This window comes from Serratia sp. 22264, assembly GCF_052045345.1.
Taxonomy (GTDB): domain Bacteria; phylum Pseudomonadota; class Gammaproteobacteria; order Enterobacterales; family Enterobacteriaceae; genus Serratia; species Serratia plymuthica.
Genome location: NZ_JBQEOY010000005.1, coordinates 234745 through 248298 on the forward strand (window position 1 = coordinate 234745; position 13554 = coordinate 248298).

Annotated in this window: 14 protein-coding genes; 9 read left to right on the top strand and 5 right to left on the bottom strand. The window is 57.1% G+C overall.

The features are described from left to right. Nucleotides 1-117: 117 nt before the first annotated feature. The 8 genes from ACTJJ1_RS18425 to ACTJJ1_RS18460 all read left to right on the top strand — a co-directional run bounded on the left by ACTJJ1_RS18425 (nucleotide 118) and on the right by ACTJJ1_RS18460 (nucleotide 7373). Nucleotides 118-360 (top strand): YhdT family protein, encoded by a 243-nt coding sequence (locus ACTJJ1_RS18425; protein ID WP_004948675.1) that lies wholly within the window; start codon nucleotides 118-120, stop codon nucleotides 358-360. After that, entirely contained in the window at nucleotides 350-1795 is a 1446-nt protein-coding gene (gene panF / locus ACTJJ1_RS18430) for a sodium/pantothenate symporter (protein ID WP_004948678.1), read from the top strand. The genes ACTJJ1_RS18425 and panF overlap by 11 nt, the downstream gene beginning before the upstream one ends. 11 nt (nucleotides 1796-1806) lie before the next feature. After that, the gene (gene prmA, locus ACTJJ1_RS18435) at nucleotides 1807-2688 is read left to right on the top strand and encodes a 50S ribosomal protein L11 methyltransferase (RefSeq protein ID WP_004948683.1); all 882 of its coding nucleotides are present in this window, start codon (nucleotides 1807-1809) and stop codon (nucleotides 2686-2688) included. Between the two features lie 191 nt (nucleotides 2689-2879). Beyond that, nucleotides 2880-3614, top strand: a complete 735-nt coding sequence (locus ACTJJ1_RS18440; protein ID WP_004948687.1) for a carbonic anhydrase — start codon at nucleotides 2880-2882, stop codon at nucleotides 3612-3614. A gap of 370 nt (nucleotides 3615-3984) precedes the next feature. Beyond that, nucleotides 3985-4950, top strand: coding sequence for a tRNA dihydrouridine synthase DusB (dusB, locus tag ACTJJ1_RS18445; protein ID WP_004948691.1), 966 nt, complete (start codon nucleotides 3985-3987; stop codon nucleotides 4948-4950). Between the two features lie 21 nt (nucleotides 4951-4971). Next, complete coding sequence (gene fis, locus ACTJJ1_RS18450; protein WP_000462905.1) at nucleotides 4972-5268, top strand: DNA-binding transcriptional regulator Fis; 297 nt, start codon at nucleotides 4972-4974, stop codon at nucleotides 5266-5268. A gap of 361 nt (nucleotides 5269-5629) precedes the next feature. Continuing rightward, nucleotides 5630-6550, top strand: a complete 921-nt coding sequence (gene lpxP / locus ACTJJ1_RS18455; protein ID WP_004948702.1) for a kdo(2)-lipid IV(A) palmitoleoyltransferase — start codon at nucleotides 5630-5632, stop codon at nucleotides 6548-6550. Nucleotides 6551-6677: 127 nt separating this feature from the next. Further along, entirely contained in the window at nucleotides 6678-7373 is a 696-nt protein-coding gene (locus ACTJJ1_RS18460) for a CTP synthase C-terminal region-related (seleno)protein (protein ID WP_004948703.1), read from the top strand. A gap of 43 nt (nucleotides 7374-7416) precedes the next feature. Here ACTJJ1_RS18460 and ACTJJ1_RS18465 read toward each other — a convergent pair whose 3' ends face one another. Both ACTJJ1_RS18465 and ACTJJ1_RS18470 read right to left on the bottom strand, forming a co-directional pair. After that, nucleotides 7417-8106 (bottom strand): LrgB family protein, encoded by a 690-nt coding sequence (locus tag ACTJJ1_RS18465; RefSeq protein ID WP_004948704.1) that lies wholly within the window; start codon nucleotides 8104-8106, stop codon nucleotides 7417-7419. Next, a complete protein-coding gene (locus ACTJJ1_RS18470; RefSeq protein WP_004948705.1) occupies nucleotides 8099-8521 on the bottom strand; it encodes a CidA/LrgA family protein in 423 nt (140 codons plus the stop codon). The genes ACTJJ1_RS18465 and ACTJJ1_RS18470 overlap by 8 nt, the downstream gene beginning before the upstream one ends. Nucleotides 8522-8656: 135 nt before the next feature. Here ACTJJ1_RS18470 and ACTJJ1_RS18475 point away from each other — a divergent pair, with 135 nt between their 5' ends. Beyond that, on the top strand, nucleotides 8657-9544 hold the full coding sequence (locus ACTJJ1_RS18475) for a LysR family transcriptional regulator (protein WP_004948706.1): 888 nt from the start codon (nucleotides 8657-8659) through the stop codon (nucleotides 9542-9544). 38 nt (nucleotides 9545-9582) lie between these two features. Here ACTJJ1_RS18475 and ACTJJ1_RS18480 read toward each other — a convergent pair whose 3' ends face one another. From ACTJJ1_RS18480 to ACTJJ1_RS18490, 3 genes are all read right to left on the bottom strand, one after another. Then, nucleotides 9583-11232, bottom strand: coding sequence for a Na+/H+ antiporter (locus ACTJJ1_RS18480; protein ID WP_006328333.1), 1650 nt, complete (start codon nucleotides 11230-11232; stop codon nucleotides 9583-9585). 184 nt (nucleotides 11233-11416) lie between these two features. Further along, nucleotides 11417-12778, bottom strand: coding sequence for an NCS2 family permease (locus ACTJJ1_RS18485; RefSeq protein WP_004948711.1), 1362 nt, complete (start codon nucleotides 12776-12778; stop codon nucleotides 11417-11419). A 355-nt stretch (nucleotides 12779-13133) separates the two neighbouring features. Further along, entirely contained in the window at nucleotides 13134-13541 is a 408-nt protein-coding gene (locus tag ACTJJ1_RS18490; RefSeq protein ID WP_004948713.1) for a VOC family protein, read from the bottom strand. Nucleotides 13542-13554 lie beyond the last annotated feature (13 nt).

The window sequence follows — 13554 nt, forward strand, 5'->3', positions numbered from 1 at the left end:
AATCACCGGCCTTTTTCTTTTTCGTTTCAGGCAAGTAACGGCTTGGCAAAACGCCGACATGCCGTAAAATTCCCTACCTTTGATACATCCCTCACCCTAAACCTGTGGGAGACACTGATGGACAAACGCTTTATTCAAGCACACCGCGAAGCGCGCTGGGCGCTGGTGCTGACGCTGCTCTATCTGCTGGCCTGGTCTCTGGCGGCCTATCTGCCGGGCAGCGAGGCCGGCATCACCGGCCTGCCGCACTGGTTCGAAATGGCGTGCCTGCTGGTGCCTCTGCTGTTTATCGGCCTGTGCTGGCTGATGGTACGCGGCGTGTTCCGCGATATTTCGCTGGAGGATAGCGATGCAAACTGAAGTGATCCTGCCGTTGATCGCTTATCTGCTGCTGGTGTTCGGCCTGTCGGTATATGCTTACAGCCGGCGTCAGAGCGGTAACTTCCTCAGCGAATATTTCCTCGGTAACCGGTCAATGGGCGGCTTTGTGCTGGCCATGACGCTGACCGCCACCTATATCAGCGCCAGCTCGTTTATCGGTGGCCCCGGTGCTGCCTACAAATACGGCCTGGGCTGGGTGCTGCTGGCAATGATCCAACTGCCCGCGGTGTGGTTGTCGCTCGGCGTGCTGGGCAAAAAGTTCGCCATTCTGGCACGCCGCTATAACGCCATCACCCTGAACGACATGCTGTACGGCCGCTATCAAAGCCGTCTGTTGGTATGGTTGGCCAGCCTCAGCCTGCTGGTGGCCTTCCTCGGTGCCATGACGGTGCAATTTATCGGTGGTGCGCGCCTGCTGGAAACCGCTGCCGGTATCCCTTACGACACCGGCTTGCTGATTTTCGGCATCAGCATCGCGCTGTATACCGCCTTTGGCGGCTTCCGCGCCAGCGTGCTCAATGACGCCATGCAAGGGCTGGTGATGCTGCTTGGCACCGTGCTGCTGCTGGTTGCGGTGATCCACGCTGCCGGCGGTCTGCACAGCGCGGTGGACAAACTGCAGCAGATCGACCCGGCGCTGGTATCGCCGCAGGGCGGCGAGCAGATCCTCAGCCTGCCCTTTATGGCATCGTTCTGGATCCTGGTGTGCTTTGGCGTGATTGGCCTGCCGCACACTGCGGTGCGCTGCATCTCATACAAAGACAGCAAAGCGGTGCATCGCGGCATTATCCTCGGCACCATGGTGGTGGCGGTGCTGATGTTCGGCATGCATCTGGCCGGCGCGCTGGGCCGCGCGGTGTTGCCGGATCTGAAGATCCCCGATCAGGTGATCCCGACGCTGATGATCACCGTGCTGCCGCCGTACGCCGCCGGCATTTTCCTGGCCGCACCGATGGCGGCAATCATGTCGACGATTAACGCCCAACTGCTGCAATCTTCCGCCACTATCGTCAAAGATCTCTATCTTGGCGTGCGCCCGCAGCAAATGCAGAACGAAAGGTTGATCAAGCGTTTCTCCAGCCTGACCACGTTGATCCTTGGTCTGCTGGTGCTACTGGCGGCCTGGCGGCCACCGGAAATGATCATCTGGCTGAACCTGCTGGCGTTTGGTGGCCTGGAAGCAGTCTTCCTGTGGCCGCTGGTGCTTGGCCTGTACTGGGAACGCGCCAACGCGCAGGGAGCGCTTAGCTCAATGGTGACGGGTGCGGTATGCTATACGCTATTGGCCAGCTTCAAACTGCAGTTGGCGGGGTTGCACCCTATCGTGCCTTCGTTGTTACTCAGCCTGCTGGCGTTTTATATCGGTAACGTCGTCGGCGAAAAACGCCGGGTGACGTCATCATTACCCTCTTAAAGAGAATTGCTATGCCTTGGATCCAACTAAAACTGAACACCACCGGCAGCCAGGCGGAAGACCTGAGCGACGCGCTGGTTGAAAGCGGCGCGGTATCGGTAACCTTCCAGGACACCCACGACAACCCGGTGTTCGAGCCGCTGCCGGGTGAAACCCTGCTGTGGGGCGATACCGACGTGATCGGGCTGTACGACGCGGAAACCGACATGGCCGAAGTGGTGGCGATACTGGAACAGCATCCGCTGCTGGGCGCCGGTTTCCGCCACAAGATTGAACAGCTGGAAGACAAGGACTGGGAACGCGAGTGGATGGATAACTTCCACCCGATGCGCTTTGGCGAGCGTCTGTGGATCTGCCCGAGCTGGCGCGACGTGCCCGATCCGGACGCGGTCAACGTGATGCTCGACCCGGGCCTGGCGTTCGGTACCGGCACCCATCCGACTACCGCGCTGTGCCTGCAGTGGCTGGACGGCCTCGATCTGACCGGAAAAACCATTATCGACTTCGGTTGCGGTTCCGGCATTCTGGCGATTGCCGCACTGAAGCTCGGTGCAGAGCGCGCTATCGGCATCGATATCGATCCCCAAGCCATTCAGGCCAGCCGCGACAATGCGCAGCGTAACGGCGTTTCAGAGCGTCTGGAGTTGTATCTGCCGAAAGACCAACCGGCCGACCTGCTGGCAGACGTCGTGGTCGCCAACATCCTGGCCGGCCCCTTGCGCGAGCTGGCGCCGCTGATCGGCTGCCTGCCGAAGTCCGGCGGCTATCTGGGCCTGTCCGGCGTGCTGGCCACCCAGGCGGCAAGCGTAGCGGAAGCCTACGAAGATAAATTCACGCTCGATCCGGTCGCAGAGCGCGAAGAATGGTGCCGCATCACCGGCCAGCGTAACTAATCACACCGCCCTTTCATGCAAAAATCCATCGGAAGTTACTCCCTTCCGGTGGATTTTTTATTTCCCTCAAGCCAGACCGATTTATACATACAGTTAGTAGGTGTATTCTCTCCCCCCTGGCGCCAACGCCCCCTGAGGTGACGGCGACAATTCAGGCAAATCTCACACTGTCGTTTTTAAAGGGAGTTAACATGAAAGGTCACTTATTGATTGCCGCGCTTTTAGCCGGCAGTTTTGCGGCCACTGCGGCTGAACAGGCGCATTGGGGCTATGACGGCCAGGAAGATCCGGCGCACTGGGGCAAACTTTCCCCAGACTTTTCGCTGTGCGAAACCGGTAAGAATCAGTCGCCGATCAATATCAAAGGCGCCCTGGAAACCCATCACGCCCAATTGCAGTTGGCATTCCAGCCAGGCAAGCAGCAGATCGTCAACAACGGTCACACCGTGCAGGTCAACGTCAGCGGCGGCAATACATTGGTGCTGGATAGCAGTACCTTCACGCTGCAGCAGTTCCACTTCCACGCCCCAAGCGAAAACGAAATTGACGGCAAACAGTTCCCGTTGGAAGCCCACTTTGTTTACAAAGGCAAAGACGGCGAACTGGCGGTGCTGGCGTTGATGTTCCAGCCAGGCAAGGCAAACGCGCAATTGGCGAAGGCCTGGCAACAGATACCGACTGCCGTCAATCAAACCGCGGTGCTGAGCGCTCCGCTGGATATCCAGGCCCTGCTGCCGAAGCAGTTCAACTTCTATCGCTTCAGCGGTTCGCTGACCACGCCACCCTGCTCCGAAGGCGTTAGCTGGATGGTACTGGATAAACCGGTCAGCGCGTCGGCCGAACAGATTGCTCAATTCAAGAACGTAGTCCGGCATGCGAACAACCGCCCGATACAGCCGCTGAATGGCCGGGTCATCATCGACTAAGGGCATCCGCAGGGCTTCACCGCCGGTTTTGACCACCGGCGGCGAATAAACACCTGTTCAGTCGGTTAAGCGTAATTCAGCCTATTCTCAACGGAATACCCTGATAAACACCCTATATTGATACCGTTCTCCAGTGGAATCCGCGCTGATTACAGATAAAATTCTGTTGTGTCGGGAATATTTTATTGTGCGAAAAACAATCAATCAAAGTCAACTCATTGTAAAATATATACAATATTTTTATGAAACCTGACACAGCCCCTTTTCTCTGCCCGATAACGGCAAATTGGTCAAAGTTTGGCCTTTCATCTCAACGCAAAAATGCGTAATATACGCGCCCTTGCGGACACAGTATGGTTACTCTTTGTCTATGCGCATTGGACACCACCAGCTTACAAATTGCTTGATTGCGGCCCCTATGGCCGGCATTACAGATCGCCCGTTTAGAACCCTATGTCATGCAATGGGTGCTGGGATGGCTGTATCCGAAATGCTCTCCTCCAATCCGGAGGTATGGCGGACGGATAAGTCGCGTCTGCGTATGGTACATAGCGATGAACCTGGGATCCGTTCCGTGCAGATTGCCGGATGCGATCCCGATGATATGGCTGCCGCGGCGCGGATTAACGTGGCCGGCGGCGCACAGATCATCGACATCAATATGGGATGCCCGGCCAAAAAAGTGAACCGGAAGCTTGCAGGGTCTGCGTTGCTGCAGTACCCGGATCTGGTTAAACAGATCCTCCACGCGGTGGTTAACGCAGTGGATGTGCCGGTAACGCTTAAGATTCGCACCGGCTGGGCGCCAGAACACCGTAACTGTGTAGAGATTGCCCAACTGGCCGAAGACTGTGGTATACAGGCCCTGACTATTCATGGCCGAACCCGTGCCTGCCTGTTCAACGGCAACGCGGAGTACGACAGCATTCGGGCAGTTAAGCAGAGTGTTTCCATTCCGATTATCGCGAATGGGGACATTACTGACCCGCATAAAGCCAGAGCAGTGCTCGACTACACCGGGGCCGATGCCCTGATGATAGGCCGCGCTGCTCAGGGGAGACCCTGGATCTTCCGGGAAATCCAGCATTATCTGGACACTGGGGAGTTGCTGCCGCCTTTGCCGCTTGGCGAGGTTAAGCGCTTGTTGATAGGGCATATTCGGGAATTGCACGGCTTTTATGGCCAAGGCAAGGGATTCCGGATTGCTCGTAAGCACGTGTCCTGGTATCTACAGGAACACGCCCCGAATGACCAGTTTCGGCGCACATTCAACGCCATAGAGGATGCCAGCGAACAGCTGGAGGCGTTGGAGGCATATTTCGAAAATCTTGCGTAACAAAAAAGAGCTGACAGAACTATGTTCGAACAACGCGTAAATTCTGACGTACTGACCGTTTCTACCGTGAACTCACAGGATCAAGTGACTCAAAAGCCTCTGCGTGACTCGGTTAAACAAGCACTGAAGAACTATTTTGCTCAACTGAATGGTCAGGACGTTAATGACTTGTATGAGCTGGTTTTGGCTGAAGTTGAACAGCCACTGTTGGACATGGTGATGCAATACACCCGTGGCAACCAAACCCGTGCTGCTCTGATGATGGGCATCAACCGTGGTACGCTGCGTAAGAAATTGAAAAAATACGGCATGAACTGATACTAGTCAGTCAGGTTGTTGAAAAAAGGCGCTTTATCTCATTTGATAAGCGCCTTTTTCTTTGTCTTTACACCGCATCAGCGCCGGCGTAATGCGAATGAGAATATTCGTCTACTCCTCTTCCTTCGTAACCCGTATTGTGTGATACAATAAACATTCCTAGAGCCGCCTTCGCTGGCCTACAGCCATCCTTCCGAAGCCTGATAGCAGCGCGAATCGCCCCTTCGAGTGTAAAGATTTAGTCAATTATGGAATCTGGCTAAACCATAATGATGTCTGGGTGTCTTAGTAGTCGTATCGCAATCGAGTGGATCCTTTATGCGTTACAGGTTGCTGCCCCCTACTGCATAAATGAGTTGATATGAAGCGTCCACAAGAATTCCGTTCGGCCCTGCTGCACCCGCGCTACTGGTTTACCTGGTTCGGCCTGGCCATTTTGTTCCTACTGGTTCAACTGCCTTACCCGCTGCTGCACAAGCTCGGCGTATGGATGGGCCGCACCTCGATGCGTTTCCTGAAACGCCGCGTCGCCATTACCCGCCGTAACCTGGAGCTGTGCTTCCCGGATATGGACGAGGCGCAACGCGAGCGCAAAGTGATCGGCAATTTCGAATCCCTCGGCATGGGCCTGCTGGAAACCGGTATGGCCTGGTTCTGGTCAGATAAACGCGTCAAACGCTGGTTCAACGTCTCCGGCATCAATCACCTGAAAATGGCGCAGCAGAATGAACGCGGCGTGCTGGTGATTGGCGTGCACTTTATGTCGTTGGAGCTGGGCGGCCGTGCTATGGGGCTGTGCCAACCCATGATGGCGATGTACCGCCCGCACAACAATAAAGCGATGGAATGGGCGCAGACCAAAGGTCGCATGCGTTCCAACAAGGCCATGCTCGATCGCAAAGACCTGCGCGGCATGGTGCATGCACTGAAGCGCGGTGAAGCCGTGTGGTTCGCTCCGGATCAAGACTACGGCCCACGAGGCAGCGTATTCGCGCCGTTATTCGCCGTCGATCAGGCCGCCACCACCAGCGGCACCTTTATGCTGGCGCGTATGGCCAAGCCGGCACTGGTTCCGGTGGTATTAATACGCCGCGAGAAAGGCCGCGGCTATGACCTGTTGATCCAGCCTGCCCTGGAAGATTATCCGATAGGCGATGAGCTCGCGGCGGCGGCCTATATGAACAAAGTGGTCGAGAAAGAGATCATGCGTGCGCCGGAGCAGTACATGTGGCTGCATCGCCGTTTCAAAACCCGCCCGATCGGCGCTCCCTCGCTGTACTGAGCCCAGATTCTGTTTCCCAGCCCGGCCAAAACGCCGGGCTTTTTTGTGCGTTGCGTTTAAAAAACCTGCTGTCGGCCCTTCGGCTTTACTGTAACCTCTTTTTTTACCCGCACAGGAAAAGGAAACGATGAAAACCCACGTCCGCATTGCTCTGGTCGGTGATTACAAACCCCAGGCCGTATCTCACCAGGCCATCCCCGTCGCTCTCCAACTCACCGCCGCACACCTTAACGTCGATATTCAATCCCACTGGCTGCCCACAGAAACCCTCACCGACACCTCGGTATTGCAGGATTATGATGCTATCTGGGTGGTACCCGGCAGCCCGTACAACCATGACGATGGCGTTTTTATGACCATTCGCCATGCTCGCGAACAGAATATCCCCTTCCTCGGCTCCTGCGGTGGCTTCCAGTATGCGATTGTGGAATACGCTCGCAACGTCATGGGGTGGCACGATGCCGGACATGCGGAAACCGATACCGGCGGCCGGCTGGTTATCGCTCCGTTGAGCTGTTCGCTGGTGGAAAAAAGCGGGGACATTATTTTCCAGCCAGACACGCTGGTCGCCCGCGCTTACGGCAAGCTGGAAACGCGTGAAGGCTACCACTGCAATTTCGGCGTTAACCCGGAGTTCGTTGCCGATCTGCAGCAACACCCGCTGATTATCAGTAGCCATGACCACGAAGGTGACGTACGTTCGATAGAGCTGCCGGGGCACCGTTTTTACGCCGCTACGCTGTTCCAGTCCGAACGTGCCGCGTTGCGCGATGAGCTGTCGCCTCTGGTGGTCGAACTGATTAAAACCGCGGCTAACAGCTGAAAAAAAGCCCTCGTACGAGGGCTTGTAGTATTGTTCAATATCTTTACCACATCAGTTGGCCAATCAGCGGGGCGGCGATCACCGTGATAACCCCCGCCAGCATCATCACCAGGCTGGAAACCACGCCTTCTTCCTGTCCCATTTCATAGGCTTTCGCCGTGCCGGCACCGTGCGACGACGCCCCCAACCCGGCGCCCTTGGCCAGGCTGCTGCGCACCGCCAGCCGCAGGAACAGAATGTCCCCCACCGCCATGCCGAATACTCCGGTAATCACCACGAACAACGCCACTAAATCCGGCTGACCGCCCATCTGTTTGGCGGCCTCCAGCGCAAACGGCGTGGTGATGGACCGCACCGCCAGGCTGCGCTGTACCTCTTCAGGCAGCGTTAGCAGCCGCGCCAGCCACACCGAGCTGTAGACCGCCACCAGCACCGCCGTCAACACCCCGGCGGTGAGCGACAGCCAGTGGCGGCGGATAATATGCAGGTTTTCATAGACCGGCACCGCAAACGCGATAGTCGCCGGCCCCAACAACCACAGCAGCCAGTGCGTTTCACCGATGTAATCCTGATACGAGATATGCGTCACCACCAGCAGCAGCACCAGGATCATGGGGGTCAGCACCAACGGCATCAGCAGCAGAGTACGATGGCGGCGATAGAGCTTCTTATTGGCGAAGTACAACGCCAGCGTCGCCAGAAAGCAGGCCAGACTAAGGATAAAATCATTCATCGCGCTGTTTCCGCCGCTGCAGCCAAACCTCTAGACGGTATACCCGATCGACCACCAGCCCGGTTACGCCGAGCGTCAACATGGTACTGATCGCTATCACCAGAAAAATCTTCCAGCCTTCCACCATCAGCAACTGGGCATAGTTGACCACCGCCACCACCGCCGGGACAAAAAACAGCAGCATCTCTGCCAGCAGCCAACGTGAACCGGCCCTGACCCAGCTCAACGGTAAAACCCTCAGCAAGATCAGCGCCAGCAGCATCAGCATGCCGACAATGTTGGCGGGCAACGGCAGATGAAATTGCTTTACCAACCGGTCGGCAATCAGAAACAGCACCGCATACAAAACAACCTGAACCGGCACCTGCAGGCGGGTCAACAAAGAGGGGGCTGCACGGCGTAACGCCAATGACATGGAAGATAACCTCAAAATAATTCAAGGTTTGCAGTATACGCGGCCAGGAAACCTTGCCTGAAATGAATTAAAATCATCAATATCATGCCATCAGGGAATAGTTTCCCGCCGGTATTGCCCTGAGGAGAGCCCAACGTGGATGTCCGCACCCTGCGTTACTTCGTGGAAGTCGTGCGCCAGCAAAGCTTCACCCGCGCGGCGGAGAAACTGTTCGTCACCCAGCCGACCATCAGCAAGATGTTGCGGCATCTGGAAGAAGAGTTGGAGTGTACGCTGCTGATCCGCGAAGGACGCAAGCTGCACCTGACCGACAGCGGCCAGGCAGTGTACCAGCGTGGGCTGGCGATCCTGGATGAGTTCCGCCAACTGGAGGCCGAACTGGAAGACATCAGTTCGGTGAAAAAAGGCGTGTTGCGGCTGGGTATCCCGCCAATGGTCGGCCGGCAGATCGCCGATTTGATCCGCCGGTTTCGCCAAACCTATCCTGGCATCGAGCTGAAAATTTCCGAGCTGGGCGGATTGTCGGTCGAGCAGGCGGTGATGTCCGGCGAACTGGACCTGGCGATGACGGTATTGCCCGTCGACCTGGATCAACCGCTGACTTTCTTGCCGCTGCTGAACCATCCGATGTGCGTGGTCGTGCCGCGTACGCCGCACTGGCTTAACCGCACCAGCATCGATATCGCCGAGTTGGCCAACTGGCCGATCCTGATTTATAACGAGGATTTCTCGCTGTACAAAATGCTGATGAAGGCGTTCCGCCTGGCCGGTTTTGAACCGCAGATTGCCGTGCGTAGCGGGCAGTGGGATTTTCTGGCATCGATGGTACAGGCCGGGGTCGGTATCGCTACCCTGCCGGAGCCGGTTTGCCAGTGGCTGGATAAAGAAAGCCTGATCTGGCTGCCGCTTGAGCCGCGGATGGAATGGCGAGTGGGGCTCATCTGGCGCCAGGGCAGCTACCTGTCGCACGGCGCCCAAGCCTGGATCGCCTGCTGCCGCGACTACTGGCCACCGGTCAAATAGCCGCAAGAACAAGGGCCGCATCTGCGGCCCTGTTGGCATTACCCTTCGCGCTCTATCAGCAGCGCTTCCAGCAGGTCGAGATCGTGCAACAGCTTTTGCAGCGTCTCGTTGCTGATTTTCTGCGTGGCGCGCAGGTGATACAGCTCCCCACGCTCGGCGCGCAGTGCGGTCAGGCGGAAGCGTCGCTCGAGGTTCTCCAGCATCAGCGCATTTTCGATATCGTCTTTGGTGGTGATGCGCCGCCGCAACGTGCCCACTACACGTGAACTGATCTCTTTCAGCACCTGCGGGTCGATGTTTTCCTCGACGTCGACGGCCAGGCGTTCTTCCATCTTGTTGATGCTTTCGATCGCCACTTCCGCCGCCATGGCAATCGCCATACGCTCCTCGCTCTTGCTGGCGCTCTTGTCCGCCACCACTACGCCGCGCAGCAGCAACGGCAATGCCAGCACGCCGACGATCAGTGAAAGCAGGATCACGCCGGCGGCGATAAATACCAACTGATAGCGCGCCGGGAAGGCGGTACCGTCACTTAACAGCAGCGGAATCGACAGCACACCGGCCAACGTGATCGCTCCACGCACCCCAGCGAACGACGCTATCCACAGCTCACGCGTACTGTAATCGCCAAACTGCAGCGGCCGTTTTTTCATAAAACGCCGGCTGGCGTTTTTCATCAGCCACAGCCAGGTAAAGCGCAGCAACAACAACGCTGCGTAGATAATCGCCACATCGGCGAACAGGTACCAGGTCTGAATGGTCGGATCCAGCTCCGCCTGCAGGATTGAGGTTTCCAGGATCCCCGGCAGTTGCAGGCCCAACATGATGAACACCATGCCGTTAAACACGAACTCCAGCATCGCCCAGACGCTGTTGGCGCGCAGGCGCATCGCCAGTGGCGCATTGCGGATCACGCCGGACTGGCTGATGGTCATCCCCGCGGCAACCGCGGCCAGAATGCCGGAGACGCCGATATGTTCGGCAATCAGATAAGAAGCGAACGGCAACAGCAGCAGGAACACGATCTGCGTGGCCGGATCATCGCCGCTCCAGCGGCTCATCATCCGCAGCGATTTGCTGTAGCACCAGGTAACCGCCACGCCGGCCAGTAGGCCGCCGATAGCGACCTTCAAGAACTCCAGAGTGGCGCCGCCCACGGTAAACACCATGGTGCCCATCGCCACCGCGATGGCGAACTTGAGCGAAACCAGGCCGGACGCGTCGTTCATCAGCGCCTCGCCTTCCAGCACGCCCATGATCGGTTTCGGAATACGCCCTTTACCGACGATGCCGCCCAGCGCCACGGCGTCCGTTGGCGACAGCACTGCCGCCAGCGCAAACGCCGCCACCAGCGGGATACCCGGCACCATGGCGTAAATCAGGTAACCGACACCGACCACGGTAAGCAACACCAGCACCAGCGCCAGCCCCAGGATTTCACGGCCGTGATGCAGAAATTCGCGCGTTGGGGTTTTCCAACCGTCGGCAAACAGCAGCGGCGGGATAAACAGCACCAGGAACAGTTCGGGGTCAAAGTCGACATGCAGCCCGAAATGCGGCCAGGCCAGCAGAGCCCCGATGGCAATTTGCATTAACGGCAGCGGTATCTGGAACGGCAACATACGTGTCACCACCCCGGACAGGGAAACCACCAGGATCAAAATGAGGATTGTAAAAAATATTTCCATGCTTTCCTTAGACTCTCGGGTTCAGATTACATCTCTGATGTATACCCCGATAGTAGATCACTTTTTTTACAGCGATTAAAGCTTGTTGTGCTTTTCAAAACGCAGCACAGAAAGAAGAAGACTTTTCTGAAGGGGAAGAAGGTCAGATTTTCCCCCACCCAACGGGTGGGGGAAACACAGCGGATTAAATCGCCCAACCGCCGGCATAGAACACCACCAGCGCCACCGCGATCAGCACGGTGCCGATATTCAGCTTGCGCCATTCACCGGAGCAAATGCGGCCAATCACCAGCGAGCTGAAGCCCAGCATGATACCGGTGACGATATTGCAGGTCAGCACGATAAACACCGCGCACAGCAGGCCGGACATGGCGTCGACAAAGTCGTTGAAGTCCAGCTTGGTGACGTTGCTCAACATCAGCAGGCCGACGTACATCAGCGCCGGCGCAGTAGCGTAAATCGGCACCAGATAAGACAGCGGCGACAAGAACAGGATCAGCAGGAACAACAGGCCGACTACGGTTGCGGTCAGGCCGGTTTTACCGCCCGCCGCGGTGCCCGCTGCGGATTCGATATAGACCGCCGCCGGGGCCGCGCCCACCAGGCCGGAGAAAATGCTGCTCAGGGAATCCGAGGTCAGCGCCTTGCCGCCGTTGATGATCTGCCCGTCCTTATCCAGCAGGTTGGCCTGCCCGGCCACCGCGCGAATGGTGCCGGTAGCGTCAAACACTGCGGTCATCACCAGTGCCAGCACGCTCGGCAACACCACCGGTTGCAACGCACCCATGATATCCAGGCTGAAGATCAACGAATTGCCATTGGCGTCCGCCAGGCTTGGCATGGCGAACAGCCCCTGATATTTCACCGCGGGGTCAAACAGCAGGCCAATCACCGAAATGGCGATGATCACCAGCAGAATACCGCCGGGTACACGCAGTTTTTCCAACCCGAAAATCACCGCCAGACCGAGCAACGTCATCACCACCGGGAAAGAGGTGAATGCGCCCAGCGCCACCGGCAGGCCATCCAGCGGATTCTTCACTACCAGACCCACGCCGTTGGCGGCGATCAGCAGCAGGAAAAGACCGATGCCGATACCAGTACCGTGCGCCACGCCCATCGGCAAATTGCGCAAGATCCAGGAACGGATGCCGGTTATCGAGATAATGGTGAACAGCACGCCCATCAGGAAGACCGCGCCCAGCGCCACCGGAATGCTGATGTGCTGGCCCAGCACCAGGCTGAAAGCGGTAAAGGCGGTCAGGGAAATCGCACAACCGATGGCCATCGGCAGGTTAGCCCATAGCCCCATCAGCAATGAGCCGAGGCCGGCGACCAGGCAGGTGGCAACAAATACCGCCGTTGGCGGGAAGCCCGCTTTGCCCAACATGCTCGGCACCACGATCACCGAGTAAACCATCGCCAGGAAAGTGGTTAATCCCGCCACCACTTCCTGACGCACGGAGCTGCCGCGTGCGGAAATATTAAAATAGCCATCAAGCCCGCCTTTTGGTTTTACGGCGTTGTTCGCTTGAGAATTCGACATGTTGCTGTCCCCTGTATTTCATTGCCAGCCCGTTTCACAAGGCTTGTTGCTTGTTATTCCGCCCACGCATGTTCATTACGGAATCGTTTCCATCACGTCAGCTTCCCTGCCCTTCGGCCGCACCGCCCATCGGCGTGGCGTTAAAAGGCAAACGTTTAACTCTCATCGCGTGATACGGGTGATTTATGGTGGTTTATTCAAGGCAAACGATTATCCGGCCTTCCATACCCTCTGATCAACCAAGATCGCGGCAATTCATGCAGAAAAGCGCCGGGATCAATCATTATCGAAAAGGCGAGATTTGTCACATAGGTAAATCCGATGGGGCGCCCCCGGCTCAGGGGGCAAAAACCGGCTACTGAGCCTGTGCGGCTTTTTCATCCATGTACATCAGTTCCCAGATATGGCCGTCCAAATCCTGGAAACCGTGGCCGTACATAGAACCGTAATCCTGCGGCTGATTATAGGTATTGCCGCCGGCGGCAATCGCCTTGCGCACCAGGCTGTCCACCGCCGCCCGGCTGGGCTGCGACAGGCAAAGCAGCACTTCGGTCGCCCTCCTGGCATCGCCAATCGGGTTCGGGGTGAACATTTTGAATTTATCGTGAGTCAGCAACATTACATAAATGCTCTCGCTGACCACCATGCAGGCGGCGGTATCATCGGTAAACTGCTGATTAAAGCTGAAACCCAACTGGGTGAAAAACTCGATGGATGCGGGCAAATTGTCCACCGGCAGGTTAACAAAAATTTGCGTAGGCATAGGCTATCTCCGA